Origin of the sequence: Sphingomonas ginsenosidivorax (assembly GCF_007995065.1) — a bacterium.
Lineage (GTDB): Bacteria > Pseudomonadota > Alphaproteobacteria > Sphingomonadales > Sphingomonadaceae > Sphingomonas > Sphingomonas ginsenosidivorax.
The window spans coordinates 2,643,400-2,666,777 of sequence record NZ_VOQR01000001.1; the positions used below are offsets into that span (position 1 = coordinate 2,643,400).

General features: G+C 68.2%; 23 protein-coding genes. 14 read left to right on the top strand and 9 right to left on the bottom strand.

The window, feature by feature from the left end; all coding sequences use genetic code 11:
- Positions 1–28: 28 nt before the first annotated feature.
- The 7 genes from FSB78_RS11990 to FSB78_RS12020 all read right to left on the bottom strand — a co-directional run bounded on the left by FSB78_RS11990 (position 29) and on the right by FSB78_RS12020 (position 6,444).
- Positions 29–382: a HesB/IscA family protein gene (locus FSB78_RS11990; protein ID WP_147082863.1), complete on the bottom strand. Its 354-nt coding sequence runs from the start codon at positions 380–382 to the stop codon at positions 29–31.
- A gap of 198 nt (positions 383–580) precedes the next feature.
- Entirely contained in the window at positions 581–1,042 is a 462-nt protein-coding gene (locus FSB78_RS11995) for an SUF system Fe-S cluster assembly protein (RefSeq protein WP_147082864.1), read from the bottom strand.
- A gap of 10 nt (positions 1,043–1,052) precedes the next feature.
- On the bottom strand, positions 1,053–2,267 hold the full coding sequence (locus FSB78_RS12000) for a cysteine desulfurase (protein WP_147082865.1): 1,215 nt from the start codon (positions 2,265–2,267) through the stop codon (positions 1,053–1,055).
- Between the two features lie 103 nt (positions 2,268–2,370).
- A complete protein-coding gene (locus FSB78_RS12005; RefSeq protein ID WP_147082866.1) occupies positions 2,371–3,447 on the bottom strand; it encodes a SufD family Fe-S cluster assembly protein in 1,077 nt (358 codons plus the stop codon).
- Between the two features lie 103 nt (positions 3,448–3,550).
- Complete coding sequence (gene sufC / locus FSB78_RS12010) at positions 3,551–4,294, bottom strand: Fe-S cluster assembly ATPase SufC (protein ID WP_147082867.1); 744 nt, start codon at positions 4,292–4,294, stop codon at positions 3,551–3,553.
- 138 nt (positions 4,295–4,432) lie between these two features.
- Positions 4,433–5,923 (bottom strand): Fe-S cluster assembly protein SufB, encoded by a 1,491-nt coding sequence (sufB, locus tag FSB78_RS12015; RefSeq protein ID WP_147082868.1) that lies wholly within the window; start codon positions 5,921–5,923, stop codon positions 4,433–4,435.
- Positions 5,923–6,444: an SUF system Fe-S cluster assembly regulator gene (locus FSB78_RS12020; RefSeq protein ID WP_147084161.1), complete on the bottom strand. Its 522-nt coding sequence runs from the start codon at positions 6,442–6,444 to the stop codon at positions 5,923–5,925. Before FSB78_RS12020 ends, sufB begins: the two co-directional genes overlap by 1 nt.
- A gap of 217 nt (positions 6,445–6,661) precedes the next feature.
- Here FSB78_RS12020 and FSB78_RS12025 point away from each other — a divergent pair, with 217 nt between their 5' ends.
- The 3 genes from FSB78_RS12025 (at position 6,662) to FSB78_RS12035 (ending at position 11,423) form a co-directional block, all read left to right on the top strand.
- The gene (locus FSB78_RS12025) at positions 6,662–7,684 is read left to right on the top strand and encodes a quinone-dependent dihydroorotate dehydrogenase (protein WP_147082869.1); all 1,023 of its coding nucleotides are present in this window, start codon (positions 6,662–6,664) and stop codon (positions 7,682–7,684) included.
- Positions 7,685–7,843: 159 nt separating this feature from the next.
- The gene (ggt, locus tag FSB78_RS12030; RefSeq protein ID WP_199743172.1) at positions 7,844–9,592 is read left to right on the top strand and encodes a gamma-glutamyltransferase; all 1,749 of its coding nucleotides are present in this window, start codon (positions 7,844–7,846) and stop codon (positions 9,590–9,592) included.
- 40 nt (positions 9,593–9,632) lie between these two features.
- Positions 9,633–11,423: an AMP-dependent synthetase/ligase gene (locus FSB78_RS12035; protein ID WP_147082871.1), complete on the top strand. Its 1,791-nt coding sequence runs from the start codon at positions 9,633–9,635 to the stop codon at positions 11,421–11,423.
- Between the two features lie 272 nt (positions 11,424–11,695).
- On the opposite strand, the gene FSB78_RS12040 is transcribed toward FSB78_RS12035, so the two are convergent.
- Positions 11,696–11,986, bottom strand: a complete 291-nt coding sequence (locus tag FSB78_RS12040) for a GIY-YIG nuclease family protein (protein ID WP_147082872.1) — start codon at positions 11,984–11,986, stop codon at positions 11,696–11,698.
- Between the two features lie 123 nt (positions 11,987–12,109).
- Entirely contained in the window at positions 12,110–15,076 is a 2,967-nt protein-coding gene (locus tag FSB78_RS12045; protein WP_147082873.1) for a M16 family metallopeptidase, read from the bottom strand.
- A gap of 413 nt (positions 15,077–15,489) precedes the next feature.
- Here FSB78_RS12045 and FSB78_RS12050 point away from each other — a divergent pair, with 413 nt between their 5' ends.
- The 11 genes from FSB78_RS12050 to ybeY all read left to right on the top strand — a co-directional run bounded on the left by FSB78_RS12050 (position 15,490) and on the right by ybeY (position 23,372).
- Positions 15,490–16,062 (top strand): NifU family protein, encoded by a 573-nt coding sequence (locus FSB78_RS12050; protein WP_147082874.1) that lies wholly within the window; start codon positions 15,490–15,492, stop codon positions 16,060–16,062.
- Positions 16,062–16,646, top strand: a complete 585-nt coding sequence (locus FSB78_RS12055; RefSeq protein WP_147082875.1) for a malonic semialdehyde reductase — start codon at positions 16,062–16,064, stop codon at positions 16,644–16,646. Before FSB78_RS12050 ends, FSB78_RS12055 begins: the two co-directional genes overlap by 1 nt.
- Positions 16,647–16,825: 179 nt before the next feature.
- Complete coding sequence (tsaB, locus tag FSB78_RS12060; protein ID WP_147082876.1) at positions 16,826–17,482, top strand: tRNA (adenosine(37)-N6)-threonylcarbamoyltransferase complex dimerization subunit type 1 TsaB; 657 nt, start codon at positions 16,826–16,828, stop codon at positions 17,480–17,482.
- A complete protein-coding gene (locus FSB78_RS12065; protein WP_147082877.1) occupies positions 17,482–17,949 on the top strand; it encodes a GNAT family N-acetyltransferase in 468 nt (155 codons plus the stop codon). Before tsaB ends, FSB78_RS12065 begins: the two co-directional genes overlap by 1 nt.
- A gap of 92 nt (positions 17,950–18,041) precedes the next feature.
- Positions 18,042–18,464, top strand: coding sequence for a Fur family transcriptional regulator (locus FSB78_RS12070; RefSeq protein WP_147082878.1), 423 nt, complete (start codon positions 18,042–18,044; stop codon positions 18,462–18,464).
- Between the two features lie 187 nt (positions 18,465–18,651).
- A complete protein-coding gene (locus tag FSB78_RS12075) occupies positions 18,652–19,365 on the top strand; it encodes a lysophospholipid acyltransferase family protein (protein ID WP_242008241.1) in 714 nt (237 codons plus the stop codon).
- Positions 19,366–19,500: 135 nt separating this feature from the next.
- Positions 19,501–20,802 (top strand): tRNA (N6-isopentenyl adenosine(37)-C2)-methylthiotransferase MiaB, encoded by a 1,302-nt coding sequence (gene miaB, locus FSB78_RS12080; protein ID WP_147082880.1) that lies wholly within the window; start codon positions 19,501–19,503, stop codon positions 20,800–20,802.
- 350 nt (positions 20,803–21,152) lie between these two features.
- Positions 21,153–22,157, top strand: a complete 1,005-nt coding sequence (locus FSB78_RS12085) for a PhoH family protein (protein ID WP_147082881.1) — start codon at positions 21,153–21,155, stop codon at positions 22,155–22,157.
- Positions 22,158–22,167: 10 nt separating this feature from the next.
- On the top strand, positions 22,168–22,458 hold the full coding sequence (locus FSB78_RS12090; protein WP_147082882.1) for a hypothetical protein: 291 nt from the start codon (positions 22,168–22,170) through the stop codon (positions 22,456–22,458).
- Positions 22,455–22,850 (top strand): type II toxin-antitoxin system VapC family toxin, encoded by a 396-nt coding sequence (locus FSB78_RS12095; RefSeq protein ID WP_147082883.1) that lies wholly within the window; start codon positions 22,455–22,457, stop codon positions 22,848–22,850. Before FSB78_RS12090 ends, FSB78_RS12095 begins: the two co-directional genes overlap by 4 nt.
- Positions 22,851–22,859: 9 nt before the next feature.
- Positions 22,860–23,372, top strand: coding sequence for an rRNA maturation RNase YbeY (ybeY, locus tag FSB78_RS12100; RefSeq protein ID WP_147082884.1), 513 nt, complete (start codon positions 22,860–22,862; stop codon positions 23,370–23,372).
- Positions 23,373–23,378: the final 6 nt, after the last annotated feature.

Sequence of the window (23,378 nt, forward strand, 5' to 3'; positions counted from 1 at the left end):
CCGGGACGAGCCCGGCATGACGGAAAGATCAGACTGTGAAGCTCTCCCCGCACCCGCACGCGCCCTTGGCGTTGGGGTTGGCGAACACGAAGCCCGCGGTAAAATCGTCCTCGACCCAGTCCATCGTCGACCCGATCAGGTACAGGATCGACCCGCCATCGACGAACAGCGTGCCCCCGGGGGTCTCGATCCGCTCGTCGAACGGCTTCGCATCGGTGACGTAATCGACCGAATAGGCGAGCCCCGAACAGCCGCGGCGCGGCGTCGACAGCTTGACGCCGATCGCGTCGGCCGGCGCGCGCGCCATCAGGTCCGCAATGCGCGCGTGCGCGGTAGCAGTCAGGTTCAGCGCCGCGGGGCGTTCGCGAAGTGTGGTCGCCATCATCTTCCTCCTTCTTCCCCCTCCCGCATGCGGGAGGGGCCGGGGGTGGGCTCCCGGCCAGCCACTCGAACTGCGATAAGTGGGGATAGCGCGAGCCCACCCCAGTATCGGATGAACAGCGCCCCGCGCTGTTCAGGTCATGCCGGGGGCATGACCGATCCGATACTCCCCTCCCGCAAGCGGGCGGGGGCTTTTTGGTCACAGCATGCCCAACTCGAGCTTCGCCTCGTCGGACATCTTTTGCGGATCCCAGGCGGGGTCCCACACCAGATTGACCTCGGCGACGCCGACGCCCGGCACTGCGCCGACGCGCATCTCGACTTCCATCGGCATCGATTCGGCGACCGGGCAGTTGGGCGTGGTCAGCGTCATCGTGACCACCGCGTGCCCGTCCTCGGTGACCTCGACGCCGTAGATCAGCCCGAGGTCGTAGATGTTCACCGGGATCTCGGGATCGTAGATCTCCTTCAGCGCCTCGATGATGCCGTCGTAGACCACGCCGCCGGGTTCGCCCACGGCATCGGCCTGCGGCTTCTGCGCGAGGAAGCCTTCGAGATAGTCGCGCTTGCGCTCGGCGTTGGAGTCCGTCTCCAACACGACGCGCGCCTTGGGCGGTGCCTCGACCGCGTCCACTTCCTCGATGCGAAATCCGTCGCTCATCCGAAAATCCCTAACCAAAAATTCGCGTTACTCGCTCGATACCGCGTACCAGCGCCTCGACGTCCGCCGGGCCGTTATACACGCCGAAGCTCGCGCGCGCGGTGGCGTCGACGCCCAGCGACTCCATCAGCGGCTGTGCGCAGTGATGGCCGGCGCGGATCGCGACCCGCTCCTCGTCCAATATGGTGCCGATGTCGTGGGGATGAACCCCCTCGATCGTGAAGGAGACGATCCCCGCCGAGTCCGCCGGGCCGTACAGCCGCACCGAATTGATCCCAGACAATGCCTCCCGCGTGGCTGTCACCAGCGCGGTCTCGTGCGCGTGGATCGCGCCCAGCCCGATGCTCTCGACATAGTTGATCCCCGCCGCGAGCCCCAGCGCACCGACGATATGCGGCGTCCCGGCCTCGAACCGCCCCGGCGGCGGCGCGTACGTCGTCCGCTTGAACGAAACCTTGTCGATCATCGACCCGCCACCCTGATAGGGCGGCATCGCCTCGAGCAGGTCGGGCCGTGCCCACAGCACGCCGATGCCGGTCGGGCCGTAAAGCTTGTGCCCCGAAAAGACGTAGAAGTCGCACCCGATCGCTGCCACGTCGACCGCGATCCGCGGCACCGACTGGCAGCCATCGATCAGGATCTTCGCGCCGACCGCATGCGCGATCTCGGTCGCGCGGCGGGCGTCGAGCACCGAGCCGAGCACGTTCGAAACATGCGCCAGCGCGACCAGCTTGTGCGCCGGCGTGATGATCCGCTCCATCGCGTCGAGGTCGATGCGGTGGTCGTCGGTGAGCGGCAGCACGTCGATCGCGACGCCGATCCGCTCGGCGACCATCTGCCACGGCACGATATTCGAATGATGCTCGAGCATTGACAGCAGGATGCGGTCGCCGGCCTTCAGCTGCGTGCCCGCCCAGCATTGCGCAACGAGGTTGATCGCCTCGGTGGCGCCGCGGACGAAGACGATCTCGTTCTCGGACCCCGCGCCGATGAAGCGCGCGACGGTGCGGCGCGCGGCCTCATAGGCGAGCGTCATGTCGGCGGAGCGCTGGTACACGCCGCGGTGCACGGTCGCGTAGGTGGTGTCGTAGGCGCGGGTGATCGCGTCGATGACGGGCTGCGGCTTCTGCGCGGTCGCGGCGGTGTCGAGATAGGCCCAGCCGTCGGGAATCGCTGGGAAATCCGCGACGCGGTCGAGCGGGCGGGTGGCGGTCAAGATGCTCATCTCGCGTCACCCTGAACTTGGTTCAGGGTCCACCGACCCACGAACGCTACCGTCTGCGACACGGTGGATGCTGAACCAAGTTCAGCATGACGGAAGGTGCGTGTCACAACGCCGTCTCCAGCCACGCATCCGCGTCCGCGACGAACGCATCGCGCACGGTCTCATTCCCGATCCGGTCGAGCGCATCGCCCACGAACGCCCGCGTCAGCAGTGCTTGCGCGCGCGCCTTCGGGATCCCGCGGCTTTGCATGTAGAACAGCGCCTTAGCATCCAACTCGCCGACCGTCGCACCGTGCGCGCACTTCACGTCGTCGGCGAAGATCTCGAGCTCGGGCTTGAGGTTCACCGTCGCGGTCCGCTGCAACAGCAGACCGCGCAAGCTCTGCTCGCCATCGGTTTTCTGCGCATGCCGTGCGACCTCGACCGCCGCCGCCAGGCTGACGGTCGACCGGTCGGCCGCCACCGCGCGCCACAATTGGTGGCTCTGCCCGTTGAGCGCGTCGTGGCGCAGCCGCACCGCGCATTCCTTGTTCTCGTCGCCGCGGGTCAGCAGCGCGCCGCCGAGCTCGGCATAGCCGTCGTCGCCATTGACGCTCACCGCGCCATCGATCCGCGCGCCCGCGCCGCCGAGCGCGAGGAACGTCGCGATCAGGCTCGCGCCCGCGTGAAGCGCGACTTCCTCGCGCAGCGACACGAAGCCGTCGACCTGCAGGATCCGCACCGCGCGCATCAGCCGCGCCGCCTTGCCGAGCGTGATCCGCGCGAGCCGGTTGCTCCAGCCGCTGCCGACATAGGTCTCGACGACCTGCGCGACCGCGTCGTCGGCAAGGGATATCTCGCACGGCAGCTGGTTCGCACCACCGGTCGCGACATGCACGACCTGCACCGGGTCCGCCGCGGCATCGGCGTCGAGCTTCAGCGCCCAGCCCTTGCCGCCCGCCTTGCGCCCGAGCACGTGGTCGCCGCCTTCGATATGCGCGAGCGTCGCGCGCTGCAGGTCGCTGCGGCTATCGTCAAGCACGCCGTCGACGAACACCAGCCGCGCGCCGGGCAGATCGAGGAAATGGTCTAAGCCATCGGCTGCCGTCTTCGGCAGCTGCGTCGCCGCGACGAGCGTGGGCAGATCCGCCCAGCGCCAGGATTCCTCGCGGGTCGAGGGAAGGTCGAGCAAGTCGCTCACAGCCCGTCACCCTGAACTTGATTCAGGGTCCAACCCTCCACGAACGCAAGCGCTTGAGGCGCCGTGGATGCTGAAACGATTTCAGCATGACGATGAGATACGCTCACGCTGCGATTCCCACATAACCCTCGGACTCCAGCTGCTTGGCGAGCTCCGCCCCGCCGCTGCGCACGATCCGGCCGTCGGCCAGGACGTGGACGAAATCGGGCTCCACATAATCGAGCAGCCGCTGGTAATGCGTGATCAGCAGCACCGCCTTGTCGGGCGCGCGCATGATGCGGTTGATGCCGTCGCCGACGACGCGCAGCGCGTCGATGTCGAGGCCGGAATCGGTCTCGTCGAGGATCGCGAACTTCGGGTTGACGATGCCCATCTGCACCATCTCGTTGCGCTTCTTCTCGCCGCCCGAAAAGCCGACGTTCACCGGCCGCTTGAGCATGTCGTAGTCCATGCCGAGCAGGTCCGCCTGCCCGCGCGCGAGCTTTAGGAACTCGCCGCCAGACAAGGCCTTCTCGTCCCGCGTCGCGCGCTGGGCGTTCAAGGCCTCGCGCAGGAACTGGACGTTCGACACGCCGGGAATCTCGACTGGATACTGGAAACCGAGGAACACCCCCGCCGCGGCGCGCTCATGCGCCTCGAGCTCGAGCAGGTCGACACCGTCGAACGTCACCGAACCCGCCGTGACCTCGTAGCCGGGCCGCCCGCCGAGCACATAGCCCAGCGTCGACTTGCCCGCGCCGTTCGGCCCCATGATCGCGTGCACTTCGCCCGCGTTGACGGTGAGCGACAGGCCCTTAAGGATTTCCTTGCCGTCGATCTCGGCGTGGAGGTTTTCAATTTTCAGCATTTCAGTTCTCTTCACGATCCGCGTCATTGTCATGTTCGTCACCCTGAACTCGTTTCAGGGTCCACCTGGCCCCGGGCGCTGTCGCCCGACGATCGGTGGATGCTGAACCGAGTTCAGCATGACGGGGGGCGGGGTTTGTCACCCCACCGAGCCTTCGAGCGAAATCCCCAGCAGCTTCTGCGCCTCGACCGCGAACTCCATCGGGAGCTGCTGCAGCACCTCGCGCGCGAAGCCGTTGACGATCAGCGCGACCGCCGCCTCTTGGTCCAGGCCGCGCGACATCGCGTAGAACAGCTGGTCCTCGGAGATCTTCGACGTCGTCGCCTCATGCTCGATCTGCGCGGACGGGTTGCGGACCTCGATATACGGCACGGTATGTGCGCCGCACTGGTCGCCGAGCAGCAGGCTGTCGCACTGGGTGAAGTTGCGCACGCCCTCCGCGGTCGGCGCGACGCGCACCAAACCTCGGTAGGTGTTGTCCGAGCGCCCCGCCGAAATCCCCTTCGATACGATCGTCGAGCGCGTGTTCTTACCGAGGTGGATCATCTTCGTGCCGGTATCGGCCTGCTGGCGATTGTTCGTCACCGCGACCGAATAGAATTCGCCGACCGAGCCATCGCCCGCGAGCACGCACGACGGATATTTCCACGTGATCGCGCTGCCGGTCTCGACCTGCGTCCAGCTGACCTTCGAGTTCTTGCCCTGGCACAGTGCGCGCTTGGTGACGAAATTGTAGATCCCGCCGACGCCGTTCTCGTCGCCCGGATACCAGTTCTGCACCGTCGAGTACTTGATCTCGGCATCGTCGAGCGCGACCAGTTCGACGACCGCTGCGTGCAGCTGGTTCTCGTCGCGCATCGGCGCGGTGCAGCCTTCAAGATAGGAGACGTACGCCCCCTTGTCGGCGACGATCAGCGTGCGTTCGAACTGCCCGGTGTTCTCGGCATTGATCCGAAAATAGGTCGACAGCTCCATCGGGCAGCGGACGCCTTCAGGGATGTAGACGAACGTGCCGTCGGAGAAGACCGCGGAGTTCAGCGTCGCGAAGTAGTTGTCACGCTGCGGCACGACCTTGCCGAGCCACTTCCGCACGAGGTCGGGATATTCCTTGATCGCCTCTGAGATCGACCGGAAGATCACGCCCGCAGCTTCGAGCTCCTTGCGGAACGTCGTCGCGACCGAGACGCTGTCGAACACCGCGTCGACCGCGACGCGGCGCTTCGGGTTGCCATCGGCGTCGAGCGGATCCTCGACCACGCCGGCGAGCATCTTCTGCTCGCCGATCGGGATGCCGAGCTTCTCGTAGACGCGCAGGATCTCAGGATCGACCTCGTCGAGGCTGCCAAGCTTCGGCTTCGCCTTGGGCTCCGCGTAATAATAGGCGTCCTGGTAATCGATCGGGGGCACGTTGAGCTTGGCCCAGTCGGGCGCCTCCATCGTCTGCCACAACGCGAACGCCTTCAGCCGCCAGTCAAGCATCCACTGCGGCTCGCCCTTCTTCGCGGAGATGAAGCGCACGGTGTCTTCGCTCAGCCCCTTGGGCGCGAATTCCTGTTCGATGTCCGAGGAGAAACCCCACTCGTACGTCTTGTTCGCGGCCGCATAGGCCTCTGCGTTGCGGGTAGCCATTATACTGTTTCTCTCGTTCCCCGGCGGAGGCCGGGGTCCAGGTGGGACGGTTGCAGTAACGGGGTGCCGGGCTCAGCCAAGTCGCGAGCCCCATCCGGGCCCCGGCCTTCGCCGGGGTGGGTGGAAAGCGATGCGAGGCTCACGTTCGCCAACGCACCGCGGACGGCGCCGTTGACGATGTTCCAGTGCGGCTTCACCTTGCACGTCTGGTCGATGCAGCAATCCTGCGTCGCGCCGTCGACGCATGCGGTCAGCGCGATCGGACCCTCGACCGCCTCGATGATGTCGGCCAGGCTGATCGAGGATGGCGGCCGCGACAGGCGGAACCCGCCACCGGTACCCCGCGCGCTTTCCAGCAGGCCGGCCGCGGACAGCCGGCTGACGAGCTTCTGCGCGGTGGGGAGCGGCACGCCGGTCTCCTCGCTCAGCAACGTTGCGTTCAGCCGCGCCACCCCGCCGCAATGACGCGCGGCTGCGCTCATCATCACGACGGCGTAATCGGCTAGGCTGGAGAGGCGCATGGTTTCCAATCGGAACGAATTCGTCCGATTGCAAATGGTGCGCGCCACGGGGTACGTCAACCCGATTTGGCTGCGAACGACTCGCAAGCCCAGCGCTTGACACTCCCCTCCCTGGAAGGGAGGGGTCGGGGGTGGGTCGCTCTCGTGGGAACGCGGCGCCAGCCCCATACCAACCCACCCCCAGCCCCTCCCTTCCAGGGAGGGGAGCGAGATCGCCATGGCCTTCTACCACCCCCTGCTCTTCCGCCTCGACGCCGAACGTGCGCATGGCCTGACGATTGCGGCGCTCGGCGCCTGGGCGAAGGCGGGAGCGCCCGCCGCCCCTGCCGTTCCGCGCCTGCCGATCACCGTGGCAGGTGTCGACTTCGCCAACCCGCTGGGGCTCGCCGCGGGCGTCGACAAGGACGGGCGCGCGATCGACGGATTCTTCGGATTGGGCTTCGGCAGCGTCGAGATCGGCACGCTCACCCCCCTGCCCCAGCCCGGCAACCCCCGCCCACGCATCTTCCGGTTGGTCGAGGACCGCGCGATCATCAACCGCCTGGGGTTCAACAATGGCGGGCTCGACGGCGCCCTGCCGCGCGCGAAGGCAGCAGCGCGCAAGGGCGTGCTCGGCATCAACGTCGGCGCCAACAAGGATGCGAGCGACCGGATCGCCGATTACGTCCACGGCATCACCCACGCAGCCCCGCTCGCCGACTACATCACGATCAACATCAGCTCCCCCAACACGCCGGGCCTGCGCGACCTGCAGCACGGTGCCGCGCTGCGCCACCTGCTTACGGCGTGCACCGCGGCGAAGGGGGCCACGCCGATTTTCCTCAAGGTCGCGCCCGATCTCGACCCCGCCGCGATCGACGACATCGCGCGTGCGGCGATGGACGCGCGGATCGACGCGCTGATCGTCAGCAACACGACGATCAGCCGCCCGGGCCTGCGCTCGGCCAATGCCCAGGAGACGGGCGGCCTGTCGGGCGCACCGCTCGCGCCGCTCGCCCGGGCGCGGCTCGCCGATTTCCGGACCGCGACGGGGGCGGCGATCCCGCTGATATCGGTCGGCGGGATCGACAGCGGCGCAGAGGCCTATGCCCGCATCCGTGCAGGCGCGAGCCTGGTCCAGCTCTATTCGGCGCTGGTCTACGAAGGCCCCGGCCTGCCCGCGCGCATCCTTCGCGATCTCTCGGCGCTGCTCGCGCGCGATGGTTTTGCAACCGTCGCGGCCGCGGTCGGGGTCGACTGAACGCCTTCCCGTCATCCTGACGAAAGTCAGGACCCAGAGCCACGAACGCCGCCGCCCGTAACCCTGGATCCCGGGCCGCGCCCGGGATGACGGTACGGCGGGGTCATTGGCGGGCGTAATGGGTTGCCTCGCCCTCGAACCCCGTTAGGTTCGGTTTCGATGAAGACTCTCCTAGCGTTCGCTCTCCTGCTCCCCGTCGCCGCCCAGGCGCGGGAACCTGCCGCAGCTCCTTCCAGGACCACTTCGAATGCCCAGGGCATGGTCAGCGCCGCCGACCCGCGCGCCGCGGCGGCGGGCGTCGAGATGCTCCGCGCCGGCGGCACCGCGACCGACGCCGCGATCGCGACGATGCTCGCGCTCAACGTCGTCGAGCCGCAGAGCTCGGGGATCGGCGGCGGCGGCTTCTGGCTGTCGCAAGGCGTGAACGGCGCGCTCGGCACGATCGACTTCCGCGAGAAGGCGCCCGCCGCTGCCGACGAGCGCTGGTTCTACGCGCCCGACGGCACGCCGCTGAGCCACCAGGACGCGGTCCCGGGCGGCCGCAGCGTCGGCGTCCCCGGATCGCTGCGCGGCATGGCGCTCGCGCACCGCAGCGGCGGCAAGCTCCCCTGGGCGACGCTGTTCCTGCCCGCGATCCGCCTCGCCCGCGACGGCTTCAAGGTCTCGCCGCGGCTCGGCAACGGCATGGCGCGCTATGGCGGGCACATCACGCCCGAGACGCGCGCGCTGTTCTCCGCGCCCGACGGCAGCCCGCTTCCGATCGGCGCCACCGTCAGGAACCCGGCCCAGGCCGCCCTGCTCGAGCGCATCGCCAAGCGCGGCCCCGACAGCTTCTATGTCGGCCCCGAGGCGCAGAAGATCGTCGCGACCGTCAACGGCGCCGCGCGCAACCCGTCGAAGATGACGCTCGGCGACCTCGCGACCTACGATGCAAAGCCGCGCGCGCCGGTCTGCGTCAAATACCGCGTCTACCGCGTCTGCGGGATGGGCCCGCCCTCGTCGGGCGGCCTCGCCGTGCTGATGATCCTCAAGCAGCTCGAGCGCTTCGACATGGCCAAGCTCGGCAAGGACAGCGCGCAGGCCTGGCACCTGTTCGCCGAATCCTCGCGGCTCACCTATGCCGACCGCGACCTGTATGTCGGCGATCCGGATCACGTCTCGGTGCCGGTCAAGGGCATGCTCGACCCCGGCTATCTCGCATCGCGCTCCGCGCTGATCTCGCCTGCGACCACCATGGCCAGCGTCACCGCGGGCACGCCCCCCGGCGCACCGAAGCGCCAGCGCGCGCCGGTCAGTGAGGTCGCCGGCACCACGAGTCTCTCGGTCGTCGACGCACGCGGCAACGTCGTCCAGGTGACCACCACGGTGGAAGGCTATTTCGGTTCGGGCCTGACCGTCGACGGCACCGTGCTCAACAACCAGCTGACCGATTTCGACATCGTCCCCGACAAGGACGGCTATGTCGTCGCCAACCGCGTCGAGGGCGGCAAGCGGCCGCGCAGCTCGATGGCGCCGACGATCGTCTACGGCCCCGACGGCAAGGTCCGGCTCGCGGTCGGTGCGGCGGGCGGGTCGACGATCATCGCGCAGGTCGCCAAGGCGATCATCGGCGTGGTCGACTGGAAGCTGCCCGCGCAGGATGCGATCGCGATGGGCCTGCTCTATGCACCCGGCCATGTCGCCGCGGCGGAGAAGGGCACCGAGCGCGAGGCGATGGTGCCGGCACTGCGCGCACTCGGCGAGACCGTGCAGGTGTCGGCGCTGGGCCTGAAGGCCAATGCGATCGAACGCGTCGGCAACCGCTGGGTCGGCGGCGCCGATCCACGCAGCGAAGGCGTCGCGATGGCGCAGGACGGCAGCGTTGCACCGATCCAGCGCTTCGGCGCATTGCAGCGCGCACCCGAATAAAGACAGACGACGTCCGTACAGGGCGCGTGGAGGAGAGACGATGGCCCGCCAACTCGAATATTTCCCGAACCTCGTGGCGATGTTCTTCGCGCGGGCCCGCGAACGGGGCGACGCGCCGTTCCTGTGGACCAAGACGAGCGGCAGCTGGGTCGCGACCAGCTGGGCCGAGGCGGCGCATCAGGTCGCGAGCCTTGCCGCCGGTCTGAAGGCGTGCGGGCTGAACCGCGGCGACCGGGTGATGCTGGTCAGCGAGAACCGCCCGGAATGGGCGATCTCCGACCTTGCGATCATGGCCGCGGGCTGCGTCACGGTCCCCGCCTATGTCACCAACACCGAGCGCGACCACGCGCACGTCATCGAGAATTCGGGCGCCTGCGCGATCATCGTCTCGACCGCCAAGCTCGCCAAGACGCTGCTGCCCGCCGTCCTCAAATCGAACCAGGCGCAGACCGTGATCGGGATCGACGTGATGCGCGTGTCGCCGGCCAGCATCGACTTCCACGACTGGCGCACGCTGATCGGTGCCAACCCGACCGCGCCCGACGTCGCCGCGGCGGCCGCCGACTTCACCCGCGACGACCTCGCCTGCATCATCTACACCAGCGGTACCGGCGGCGCGCCGCGCGGCGTGATGCAGCATCACGGCGCGATCCTCCACAATTGCGCCGGGTGCGCGAGCGTGATCTCGGAGGATTTCGGCTGGGACGACGAGGTGTTCCTTTCGTTCCTCCCGCTCAGCCATGCCTATGAACATACCGGCGGGCAGCATTTCCCGATCAGCCTCGGCGGCCAGATCTATTATGCCGAAGGCCTCGACAAGCTCGCCGCCAATATCGAGGAGACGCGGCCGACGATCATGTTCGTCGTCCCTCGCCTGTTCGAGGTCCTGCGCACACGCATCTCGAAGACGATCGAGAAACAGGGCGGTGCGTCGGCGTATCTGCTGCGGCAGGCGCTCGATATCGGCGCGAAGCGGTACAAAGGCCGGCTGCGGCTGGTCGACCGCCCGATGCAGGCCGCGGTCGCGACGCTGTTCAAGCCCAAGATCGCCAAGAAGTTCGGCGGCCGGATGAAGGCGATGATCTCGGGCGGCGCGCCGCTCAACCCCGAGGTCGGGCTGTTCTTCGAATCGCTGGGGCTCACCTTCCTCCAGGGCTATGGCCAGACCGAGGCCGCGCCGGTGATCTCGTGCAACCGCCCGAGCGTCGGCATCCGGATGGATTCGGTCGGCCCGGCGCTCGCCAACACCGAGGTGCGGATCGCCGAGGATGGCGAGATCCTGGTGAAGGGCGAGCTCGTCATGCATGGCTACTGGCGCAACGAGGCGGAGACCGCGCGCGTGCTGCAGGACGGCTGGCTGCACACCGGCGACATCGGCGAGATCGACGAGAAGGGCCGGATTCGCATCACCGACCGCAAGAAGGACCTGATCATCAACGACAAGGGCGAGAACGTCGCGCCCCAGAAGGTCGAGGGGATGCTGACGCTGCAGCCCGAGATCGTCCAGGCGATGATCGCCGGCGACCGCCGCCCCTACATGGTCGCGCTGATCGTGCCCGACCCCGAATGGACGCAGGAATGGTGCGCCGCCAACGGCGACGCCTGCAGCTTCGCGCGCCTCGCCGAGAACAGTGAATACCGCACCGCAATCGGCGCCGCGATCGAGCGGGTGAACAAGGACCTGACCGTGACCGAACGGATCCGCCGCTTCGTGCTGGCCGACGCGCCGTTCGGGATCGAGAACGAACAGCTGACGCCGAGTCTCAAGATCCGGCGGCATGTGATCCGGCAGGTGTACGGAGAGCGGCTGGACGCATTGTACAAGGGGTAGACGCCCTTCTTGCGCACCCGGCTTTCCATTCCCCTTCGTCACCCCAGCGAAGGCTGGGGTCTCTCGGTTCGGGGCAGCCGGCCCAACACAAGCGAAAGATGCCAGCCTACGTTGGCATGACGAGTGGGGCGCGCGGGAAAGGTCGTCCGCCCAAGCCACCCGTCACCCCAGCGTAGGCTGGGGTCTCCCGGTTCGGGGCGACCGGCCCGATACGAAGGAGAGATGCCAGCCTGCGCTGGCATGACGGGCGGGGGTGATGTGGTCACGCCGTCCTACGCCAGCGTATCGTACAAATCCCGCCATTCCGGATTGAGCTCCTCGATCAGCCGGATTTTCCACGCCCGGTTCCACGCCTTCAGAGCCTTCTCGCGCCAGATCGCCGCCTGAATCGTCTCGTGCGCCTCGGCGAACACCAGCATCCTGATCCCGTAGCGCCGGCAGAACGCGGAGCCTTCGTCGCGGCGATGCTGGTCGACCCGTGCAGCCAGGTGGTTGGTGACGCCGATGTAGAGCAGGCCGTGCGGCTTGCTCGCCATGATATAGGTCCAGCCGCCGTGCACCATGCGGGGAAGCTATCGTGCTGCAACGGGAGATGCCAGCCTACGCTGGCATGACGGTTCAACACCCCGTCACCCCAGCGCAGGCTGGGGTCTCCCAAGACGGCGCGCGACGCCGCCCCGCTACCCCTACTTCTTCGGCACCGCCGCCGGTACCACCGCCATCGTCCAGTCCTTGTCCGGCCGCAGCCACTTGGCCGCGGTCGCCTGCAGGTCCGCCGGCGTCGTCGCGATCAGGTCGCTGGCGATCCGCTGCGTCGCGTCGAAGCGCTTGGGATCATAGGTCGCGCCGCCCAGCTGCTGCAGCCAGAACGGGCTCGCGGTCGAGGCGCGCATGATATACTGGCCCATCGGCTTGCGGATGCGGTCGAGCTCGTCCGCCGGGATCGGCTGCGACGCCAGTTCGGCGGCGATCTTGCGCGCGATCTCGAAGAAGAAGCCGACCTTGTCCGGCGCGATCTGGCCGATCGCGATCAGCCGTCCGCCGGTCGTCATCCCCACCGGCCACTGGCTCGCCACGTTGGGGCTGTAGCTCGCGCCCGCCGCCTGGCGCAGTCGCTCGAACAGCCGGTCGCTGAACACCCGAGCCAACAGGTCGAGCCGGCGGCTCTCGGCGATCTGGTCGATGCCGCCTGCGGTCGGCCAGGCGATCACCGCCGCCGCCTGGTTTTCGGGGCCGGTATGCGTGCGCATCACCGGCGCCGCGTTGTGCGCGGGGAAGCCGACCGGGGCCGAGATCAGCGGCGTCGCGGCGCGCGGCTTCATGGCGCCGAAGCTCTTCGCCACAGCCGCGACCGCGTCCTCGCTCTTGATGTCGCCGAACACCGACACCTCGATCGGACCGGTCTTGAGCAGCGGTTCCCAGAAGGCGCGGAAGTCCTTGGCGTTCAGCGCTTCGACCGTCGCCTTGGACGGCGTGCTCCAGCGCGGATCGCCCGCGCGCAGCAACCCTTCGAGATCGCGCGACAGCACGCCGTCGGGCGACGAGTCATAGCCGGCGAACCCGGCGAGCGCGGCCGCCCGCGCGCGCGCCACCGGTGCCGGATCCCAGCCAGGCACCGCGAGCTTCGCCGCCATCAGCCGCAGCTGGTCGGCGTAATCCTTCGGCGAGGTCATCCCCGCGAGCACGAACGCGTCGTCGTCGATGTCGAAATCGAGCCCCATCCGCCGTCCTGCGGTCAGCTGATCGAGATCGCCCTGGTCGAGCTTGCCGATGCCGCCCGCGACCAGCGCGAGGTCGGCCGCCCAGGCCGGCGTCTGCCGGTTCGACGGCAGCGCGGAATAACCGCCGCCGAACCGCACGCGGACATAGACGCGGCCGGTCTCGCCCTCGTTGGGGAACAGCAGCAACCGGGTGCCGTTCGCGAACTGCACCTGTTCCATCCCGAACTGCGGGATCGGGGTGCGCGACGCGACCGCTCCGGGCTTGCCGAGCGCCGGCAGCTTCGAGAAGTCGACCGAGGCCTGGGCGCGCCGCTTGCCGGCCAGCCCCTTTACATCGACGCTGAGCGCGGTCGCGAGCTTGGCCGCGGCGCCGTCGTCGGGGACGCGGGTGTTGACCAGCGCGCGCGTCACGCCCTCCTCGAAGATTCGCTTGGTCGAGGCGAGCAAGGTCGCCGGGGTGAACATCCCCTTCGCCTTCGCGCTCGTCAACACCTCGTACGAGGTCTGCGGGGACGCCACCGTCTCGCGGATGTCGAGCGCGCCGACCATGTCGTCGGCCTGTTTCGACCCGGCCTCGACGCGCGCGGTCTCGACGGACGTGCGCATGATCGTGTCGAAATCGGCATATTCGCGGTCGACTTCGGCTTGGCTCGGCGCGGTCGTCTCGGCGTCGGCGATCACCGCGCGGACGTCCTTCAACGCCGCCGCCCAGTCGTCGCCGATCGGCACGATGTTGACGCTCGTCAGGTTCGCCGAGCGCGACACGTCGTCGATCGAGACGCTCGCCTGCAGGAAGCTGCCCCCGGCACGCGCGCGTGTCTCGAGCCGCCGGCTGATCAGCCGCGTCGCCAGCGTGTCGACCAGTCGCTCCTGGTTCATCTTGACGGTGTCGTCCTTGTATTCCCACGGGCGGACGACGGCCATCGTCACCACCGCGGGGATCGCCGCCTCCGCGATCGTCCCCGAGGTCGGGGCCTTGGGATCGGGCTTGCCAAAATCGGGCGCGGGGACCTTGGGACCGATGCCCTTCCAGTTCGCGAAATTCTTGACGATCAGCCGCCCGAACAGCGCCGGGTCCATGTCGCCCGAGATGATCACGACGGCGTTTTCGGGGCGGTACCAGCGGTCGTGGAACGCCTTCACGCTGGCGCCGGTCGCGGCCTGCAGCGTCGAGATGTTGCCGATCGGCGAACGGTCGGCGAGTCGCTGCCCGGTGAACAGCGTCTTGCGGATCGCGTCGCCATAGCGGACCTGGGGTCCGGGCTGCTCGCGCTGCTCGGCGAGCACCACCGGGCGCTCGGCGGCGACCGCGGCGTCGGTGATCACCGGCTGTTCCATCATCCCCGACATGATCTTCAGGCTCTCGTCGAGCCCGGTTTCGGTCGCGGACGGCAGGTCGAGCTTGAACGTCGTCGCGGTCGGCGTGGTCTGGGCGTTGGTGTCCGACCCGAAGGTCGCGCCGAACCGCTGCCACACCCGCTTGGCCTCGCCGTCGGGGACGTAGAGCGAGCCGCGGAACGACAGATGTTCGATGAAATGCGCATAGCCGCGCTCGTCGTCGGTCTCGTTGAGCGACCCCGCGTCGATCCGCACGCGCACCGACACCTGGCCGGGGGGCACGCCGTTCTTGCGCACCGCGAAGCGCAGGCCGTTGGGCAGCGTGCCGAACTTCCAGTCCGCATCGCGTGTCAGGTCGCTGCCCTTGTAGAGCCAGGCGGTCGTGTCGATGCCCGCCAGCTCGGGCAGCGTCGGCGCTTCCTTCGCGGCGGCGGCAGGCGCCGATGCCGGCGCGGGAGCGGCGGGCGCCGGCGCCGGCGCGGGGGCGAGCTGCGTGCCGGATTGCCCGCCCGATTGCCCGATGGCGGGGATCGCCAGGCCTAGCAGGAGGGGGAACAGCAGCGGAGCGCCGAGCGCGCGGGGGAAAGACACCATGCGCCGCTGTGTAGCGGGCGCGCGGTCGAACCGCCAGCGTTGCGGGCTCGCGTCCGACGCGCCTGCCTTCGCCACCGCCGCTGCCCTACCCCTTTCCCTTTCCCTTCTTCCCCCCTGCCTTTTCCCGTCACCCCAGCGAAGGCTGGGGTCTCCCGGTTCGGGTCGCGGCACCTGCCCCACAGAGACCCCAGCCTTCGCTGGGGTGACGGAAGTGAGGGGGGGCGACGGACCAAGGCGACGGACGGGGCGACGGGCGGGGCGGCGGGCGGCGGGCGGCGGCGGGCGGCGGGGGCGGCGGAGGGGGGCGACGGACAGCGAGTCTTCCGAAGACATCGCCCCCCGTTGCCCTCCGGAAAGAAACCGTTTCCCCTTCCGCGCTTGATCCGCCCGCGCGCCCGCGCCACATGACCGTCATGCTGATCGAAACAGAATCCACCCCGAACCCGCAGACGCTGAAGTTCCTGCCCGGACGCACCGTCATGGAGTCGGGGACGCGCGACTTCGCGACCCCCGAAGAGGCCGAGGCGAGTTCGCTCGCCGATGCGATCTTCGGGCTGGGCGACGTCACCGGCGTGTTCTTCGGCCGCGACTTCGTCTCGGTCACCGCAGCGCCCGGCGTGGCCTGGTCGGACCTCAAGCCTGACATCCTCGCGATCCTGCTCGATCATTTCTCCGCCGGCATGCCGCTGTTCCGGCCTGCAACCGCCGGCTTCTCGGTGCCGAGCGACGAACCCGTGCTCTCCGACGACCCGGCCGATGCCGACATCGTCGCGCAGATCCGCGAACTGATCGACACGCGCGTCCGCCCCGCGGTCGCCAATGACGGCGGCGACATCGTCTATCGCGGCTTCGACAAGGGCAAGGTGTTCCTGCAGCTCCAGGGCGCGTGCGCCGGCTGCCCGTCGTCGAGCGCGACGCTCAAGAACGGCATCGAGCAGCTGCTGAAATACTATGTCCCCGAAGTCACCGAAGTGAGAGCCGTCTGATGCTTGACGATACCGCACTGGACACCGTCTTCCGCACCGCTCGCAGCTATAATGGCTATACCGACCAGCCCGTCGCCGAGTCCGAGCTGCACGCGATCTGGGACCTGATGAAATGGGGCCCCACCTCGGCGAACCAGCTGCCCGCGCGGCTCGTCTGGGTGACCACCGATGCCGCCAAGCAGAAGCTCGCCGAGGCGTGCAGCGCGCAGAACAAGCCGAAGATTCTCAGCGCGCCGGTGTCGGTGATCATCGGCATGGACACCAATTTCCACGAGCATCTGCCCGAGCTGTTCCCGCACACCGACGCCAAGGCCTGGTTCGACGGCAATGCCGAACTCCGCGCGGCGTCGGCGTTCCGCAACTCGACGCTGCAGGGCGCGTATTTCATCATCGCGGCACGGATGCTCGGGCTAGACACCGGTCCGATGTCGGGGTTCGACGCAGGCGTGGTCGACGCCGCGTTCTTCCACGACACCCCGGCGGTGCGCACGAACTTCATCTCGACGCTCGGCCACGGCGACCCGGCGAGCGTCTACGACCGCCTGCCGCGGCCGGCCTTCGAGAAGTTCAACACGATCGCATAACGCCGCCGCCTTACGCTACCCGCCGGGCACACCCCTCTCGTCGTCACCCCAGCGAAGGCTGGGGTCTCCCGGTTCGGGCCGCAGCACCCGCCACGGGAAGACGCCAGCCTTCGCTGGGGCGACGAAGGGCCGGAACAACGGCCATTGCGGTCGGCCGATTTTGCTGTGACGGAAATACCATGCGCACGCTCGTCATCGAAACCGCCACCGCCGCCTGCTCGGTCGCGCTGATCGACTCCGGCCGGGTCGTCGCGCGCGCGCACGAGATCGTCGGCCGCGGCCATGCCGAACGGCTGATCCCGATGATCGCCGCGCTGCCGGACGGCGGTCGCGCCGACCATGTCCTGGTCGATGTCGGCCCCGGCAGCTTCACCGGCGTCCGCGTCGGCATCGCCGCCGCGCGCGGCCTCGCGCTCGGCTGGGGGGTCAGCGTCAGCGGCTACTCCTCCCTCCCGCTCGTCGCCGCCGCCGCGTTCCGCAACCGCCCCGACGCGGATCCCGACACGTATAATCCCGATATTGCAGTGGTCATGGAAGGCGGGCATGGCGAGGTCTTCATGCAGGCCTTCTCCGCCGATCTGTCGCCGCACGCGGACCTCGCGTCGCTGAAGCCCGACGCGGCGCGCGTGGCAGTCGGATCGCTCCCCGCGGTCGGCAACGGCCTGCGCTGGCTGGCCGATTCGTCCGAACCCGATTCCGGCGTGACGGAGACTCTGCCCGACGCCGCGGATGCCATCCTGCTGCCGGCCGCGCTCACCGCGCTGCCCGCGCGCCCGATCTATGGCCGCGCGCCCGACGCCAAGCCGTCGCTGCCAAAGCCCGCCGCCATACGCTGATGGCGACCCGGACCATCATGCTGCGTGCCGGAGACGCGCGCGACATCGCGCTCGTCGACGTGCTGATGCAGGCGGCGTTCGACCCGCGCTTCGGCGAGGCGTGGACGCGCAGCCAGTGCCTGGGCGTCATGGCGATGCCCGGCGTCCGGCTGACGCTCGCGCTCGTCGACGACGCGCCCGCGGGGTTCGCGATGACGCGCAGCGTCGCCGACGAGGCCGAATTGCTGCTGCTCGGCGTCGCCCCCGACTTTCGCCGCCGCGGGGTCGGTTCCGCTCTCCTTCGGAGCGTCGAGGCGGACTGCCGCGCTGCGGGCGTCGCGACGCTGCATCTCGAGGTGCGCGCAGGAAACGAGGCGGTCCGGCTCTACACCGGCAACGGCTTCGCCAAGGTCGGCGAGCGCCGCGCCTATTATCGCAGCAAGACGGGCCAGGCGCACGACGCGCACACCTATTCGCGCTCGCTTTAGACCTGACCGTCCCGGTACCGGCTTATTGCGAGTCGGTATCCCTTTTCGCAACAGCCGTTCGCGCCTACATGGGGGGGCGGTTAGGGAATATCATGCCACGTAAAATCGACCTCGAAGCGCTCTGCAATCAGAAGGGCTTGCGCATCACCGAACAGCGTCGCGTCATCGCGCGCGTCCTGTCCGAGGCGGAGGATCATCCCGATGTCGAAAAGGTGTACGAGCGCGCCAGCGCGATCGACCGCGGCATCTCGATCGCCACCGTCTATCGCACCGTCCGCCTGTTCGAGGAGGCCGGGATCCTCGACCGCCACGATTTCGGCGACGGCCGCGCGCGCTACGAGCCCGCGCCCGAGGCGCATCACGACCATCTGATCGATGTCGAGACGGGCAAGGTGATCGAGTTCGTCGATCCCGAACTCGAACAGCTGCAAAAGGCGATCGCCGAGAAGCTCGGCTTCCGCCTGGTCGACCACCGGATGGAATTGTACGGCGTCAGCCTCGCGCGCAAGGACTGACGCCCGATGCTGGCGGCGAGCGGATGCCGCCATTCCAACGCCCCCGGCGGGCACCCGGGCTTCCCCATCCGTCACGCGCGTTCCCTTCCCCGTCACCCCAGCGAAGGCTGGGGTCTTCCCGTTAAGGATCGCCGTGGCCCGAACCGGGAGACCCCAGCCTGCGCTGGGGTGACGTAGTTTGGGCGTGATGGCACGCATCCGCCTCGCTCTCCGCCTGACCGCGCTGCTCACGACACTGCTGGCCGCGCTCCCGCTCCATTACGCCTGGCGGCTGTTCGGCCGTCGCTCGCCCTGGCCGCGGCGTTTCCTCGGCCTCGTCGCGCGCATCGTCGGGGCTCGCCCGCGGATCGTCGGTACGCCGCTGACGCACCGCGTCGTGATCGTGTCCAATCATCTGAGCTGGATCGACATCCTCCTGCTCGCAGGCAGCACCGGCACGGCGTTCATCGCAAAGTCGGAGCTTGCGACCGTACCGCTGGTCGGCTGGCTCTGCCGCATGAACCACACGATCTTCGTGAGCCGCGGCGACCGGCTGGGCGTCGCCGACCAGATCGCGCAGATCCGCGACACGCTGGCTGCCGACTGGCCGGTGACGCTGTTCCCCGAAGGCACGACCGGCGACGGACTCGCGCTCGCCCCGTTCAAGGCGTCGCTGCTCGCCGCACTCGATCCGCCGCCGCCCGGCATCCGCGTCCAGCCGGTCCGCATCGACTACGGCGATGCGACGACAGACCTCGCCTGGGTCGGTGACGAACACGGCAAGGACCATGCGCTGCGCGTACTGGGACGCAAAGGGAGCTTCGCAGCGACGCTCCACTTCTGCGACCCCTTCGCGCCCGAGGACTATGGCAGCCGCAAGGCGATCGCCGTGGAGGCACGCCGACGGATCGAGGGCATCTAAATCCTCCCCTGCAAGGGGAGGTGGCATCGCGTAGCGATGACGGAGGGGTGTCGCCCTATCGATGGCGAGACACCCCTCCACCAGCTTCGCTGGTCCCCCTCCCCTTGCAGGGGAGGATTTGATAGAGGGGGCCCCATGTCCGCCCCCAAAACATTTCACGTCAAATCCTTCGGCTGCCAGATGAACGTCTATGACGGCGAGCGGATGGCCGAGCTCATGGCCGCCGACGGCCTTACCCAGGCCGACGCCGCCGACGCCGATCTCGTCGTTCTCAACACGTGTCACATCCGCGAGCGCGCGACAGAGAAGGTCTATTCGGACATCGGCCGGCTGCGGAAGCACGGCAAGACGCCGATGATCGCGGTCGCCGGCTGCGTCGCGCAGGCCGAGGGGCCCGAGATCTTCGCGCGCGCCAAGGTCGACGTCGTGGTCGGCCCGCAGGCCTATCACAACCTCCCCGCGCTCGTGGCAAAGGCCGCGGAGGGTACGCCCTCGCTCGACACCGACATGCCGGTGCTGTCGAAGTTCGGGGCGCTGCCGGCGCGTCGGAAGGTCAGCCCGTCGGCGTTCCTGACCGTGCAGGAAGGCTGTGACAAGTTCTGCACCTATTGCGTCGTCCCCTACACCCGCGGTGCCGAGGTCAGCCGTCCGTTCGCGGCGATCGTCGACGAGGCGAAAGCCTTGGTCGATGCCGGCGCGCGCGAGATCACGCTGCTCGGCCAGAACGTTAACGCGTGGGACGATGACGGAAAGGGCCTGCACAACCTGATCCGCACGCTCGACCACATCCCCGGCCTCGCCCGGATCCGCTACACCACCAGCCACCCCAACGACATGCGCCAGGGCCTGATCGACGCGCATGGCGACGTCGAGAGTCTGATGCCGTTCCTCCATTTGCCGGTGCAGTCGGGCAGCACGCGCATCCTGAAAGCGATGAACCGCAGCCACGGCCGCGACGACTATCTGCGCCTGCTCGACCGCGTCCGCGCGGTGCGTCCCGACATCGCGCTGTCGGGCGACTTCATCGTCGGCTTCCCCGGCGAGACCGAAGAGGATTTCGCCGATACGCTGAGCCTGGTCGACGCGGTCGGCTACGCGCAGGCGTACAGCTTCAAGTACAGCGCGCGCCCTGGCACCCCCGCCGCGACCATGACCGACGAGATTTCGGAAGCGGTCATGGACGACCGCCTCCAGCGCCTCCAGGCGGCGCTCAACCGCGACCAGCAGGCGTTTAACGCGGCCAGCGTCGGGCGGACCTGCGACGTGCTGCTCGAACGGCCGGGGAAACTGCCCGGCCAGCTGATCGGCAAGTCGCCCTGGCTGCAGTCGGTCCACCTGATCACCGACGCGGCGATCGGCGATCTGGTTTCGGTCGATCTGATGCGCGCCGATCCGAACAGCCTGGCGGGCGTGCTGGCGATGCGCGCTGCGGCCTGAGCGAGAACCCAATCCTCACCCGCCAGGGGGAGGTGGCGCCAAAGGCGACGGAGGGGGAGGACACGTAACGCACGTTTCCCTACCGCCCCCTCCGTCACGCTGCGCGTGCCACCTCCCCCTTGCGGGGGAGGATTGAACACCCGTGCGCTCAGCCGAGAATTTCCTGTCCTCCGCCCCTTCCACCTGCCAGACTCGCACACGATGCAGCTGCGCCCGCGCGACTCCGAGCTTTTTCACCGCGCCCACGGGCGCCGGTTGAACGCGTCGCCCGCGCCCCTCATCTCAGACGCACAAACCCCGCTATCGTCTCGACATTCTCGACATTCGCGCCCGTCTCCCGAAAGGACCGCATGAGCCGCAAGCCCGTCCCCGCCCAGTCCGGCGAACGCAGCCGCGTCGAACTCCTGTTCGACAAGCCGCAGATCCTCTCCCGTCTCTTCGGCCAGTACGACCAGAACCTGGTCGCGCTCGAAAACCGGCTCGGCGTCTACATCACCGCGCGCGGCAACAAGATCGGTCTCGAGGGCACCGCCGAACAGGTCGCGATGGCGCGCGACGTGCTTCACGACCTCTACGCACGGATCCAGCGCGGCGAGGATGTCGACACCGGCCTCGTCGACGCCTCGATCGCGATGGCGACCGAGCCGACGCTCACCGGGATCATCCGCGCCGATGCGGGGGGCGGTGGCGCCCCCCCGATCATGATCCGCACGCGCAAGAAGACGATCGTCCCGCGGACGCCCGCACAGGCGCACTATATGCGCGAGCTGGTCAACAACGACATCATCTTCGCGCTCGGACCCGCGGGCACCGGCAAGACCTACATCGCCGTCGCGCAGGCGGTGCAGCAGCTCATCACCGGCAGCATCCAGCGGCTGATCCTGTCGCGCCCCGCGGTCGAGGCGGGCGAGAAACTGGGCTTCCTGCCCGGCGACATGAAGGAGAAGGTCGATCCCTATCTCCGCCCCCTGTACGACGCGCTCAACGACTGCCTGCCCGCCGAGCAGGTCGAGCGCCGCATCGCAAGCGGCGAGATCGAGATCGCCCCGATCGCGTTCATGCGCGGCCGCACGCTGGCGGATGCGTTCATCATCCTCGACGAAGCGCAGAACACCACGCCGGCGCAGATGAAGATGTTCCTGACCCGTTTCGGCGAGAACAGCCGCATGGTCATCTGCGGCGATCCCAAGCAGGTCGATATCCCCGGCGGCGTCGGCGCCTCGGGACTCAACGACGCGGTGACCCGACTGGAAGGCGTCGAGGCCCTCTCGATCTGCCGCTTCACCGCGGGCGACGTGGTCCGCCATCCCATTGTCGGCCGGATTGTCGCGGCGTATGAGGGGAACGAGGCCTGAAGGAGCAGCCATGAACGCCCCCTCCCGTCCGACCACCCGCGCGCAGGCGCAGGCCCTGTCCGCCCCCTTCCTCGTCGAGGACGAGGAGGTCGTACGCAAGATCGCCCGGATCGCCGACGAACGCGGCACGCCGATGGCAGAGATCGTCGCGCTCGCGATCGAGGATTATGAGCTGCGCCTTGATCTGGGGAAAAAGGCACCAGAGCGTATGGTGAAGTTCTGGGCGGAGCATCCGTTGCCGCTGCCCACGGGGTTGAAGGCCGACAAAGCGTTTTATGATGAACTGTCGGGCGACGTGTGAGCCTGCTTCTCGACGCGTCGGCGATCGTCGCGATCATAGCCCGCGAGCCCGAAGCTGGATCGCTGTTAGACCGGCTGGAATGGGAGCCCGAACCGCGAACATCGGCCATTGCCGTATGGGAAGCGTCTCGCGGAATGATGAATGTGCGAGGCGTCGATCTCGATGAAGCGCGAGGCCTGGTCGCGGACTTCTTGCAAACCTATGCGATCGGGAATGTCGGGATCGGTGGTGCCCAGGGCAAGGCCGCCCTCGACGCGCATGATCGCTACGGCAAGGGCCGCCACCCCGCCCGTCTAAACATGGGCGATTGCTTCGCCTATGCCTGCGCCAAGACGAACGGCGCGGAACTTCTCTACAAGGGCGACGATTTCGCCCTGACCGACTTGGCCTGAAGGAACCCCATGCTCGCCATCGAACTCTCCTTCGACCCACCCTGGTCCGACGCGACCGACTGGGACGCGCTCGCGCTCCGTGCCGCCACCGCCGCGATCGAGCGCACGCCGCATGGCCAGTTGCTCACCCTGCCCTCGACGGTGGAAATCTCGATCCGGCTGACCTCGGACGACGAGGTCCATACGCTCAACAACCAGTATCGCCAGAAGGACAAGCCGACCAACGTCCTCAGCTTCCCGATGGTCCAGGCCGACCTGCTCGAAACCATCACGCAGAATTCGGACGACGGCGAGGTGCTGCTCGGCGACATCGTCCTCGCGCACGGGGTCTGCGTCGCCGAAGCTGTCGAGCGCGGCATCTCGGTCGAGGATCACGCGACACATCTGATAGTGCACGGCGTGCTGCATCTGCTAGGCTATGATCACATCGACGACGACGAGGCCGATGGCATGGAGCAGATCGAACGCGATGCGCTCAACGCTCTTGGCCTGCACGACCCGTATCTCATTCGCGAGGACTGAACGACC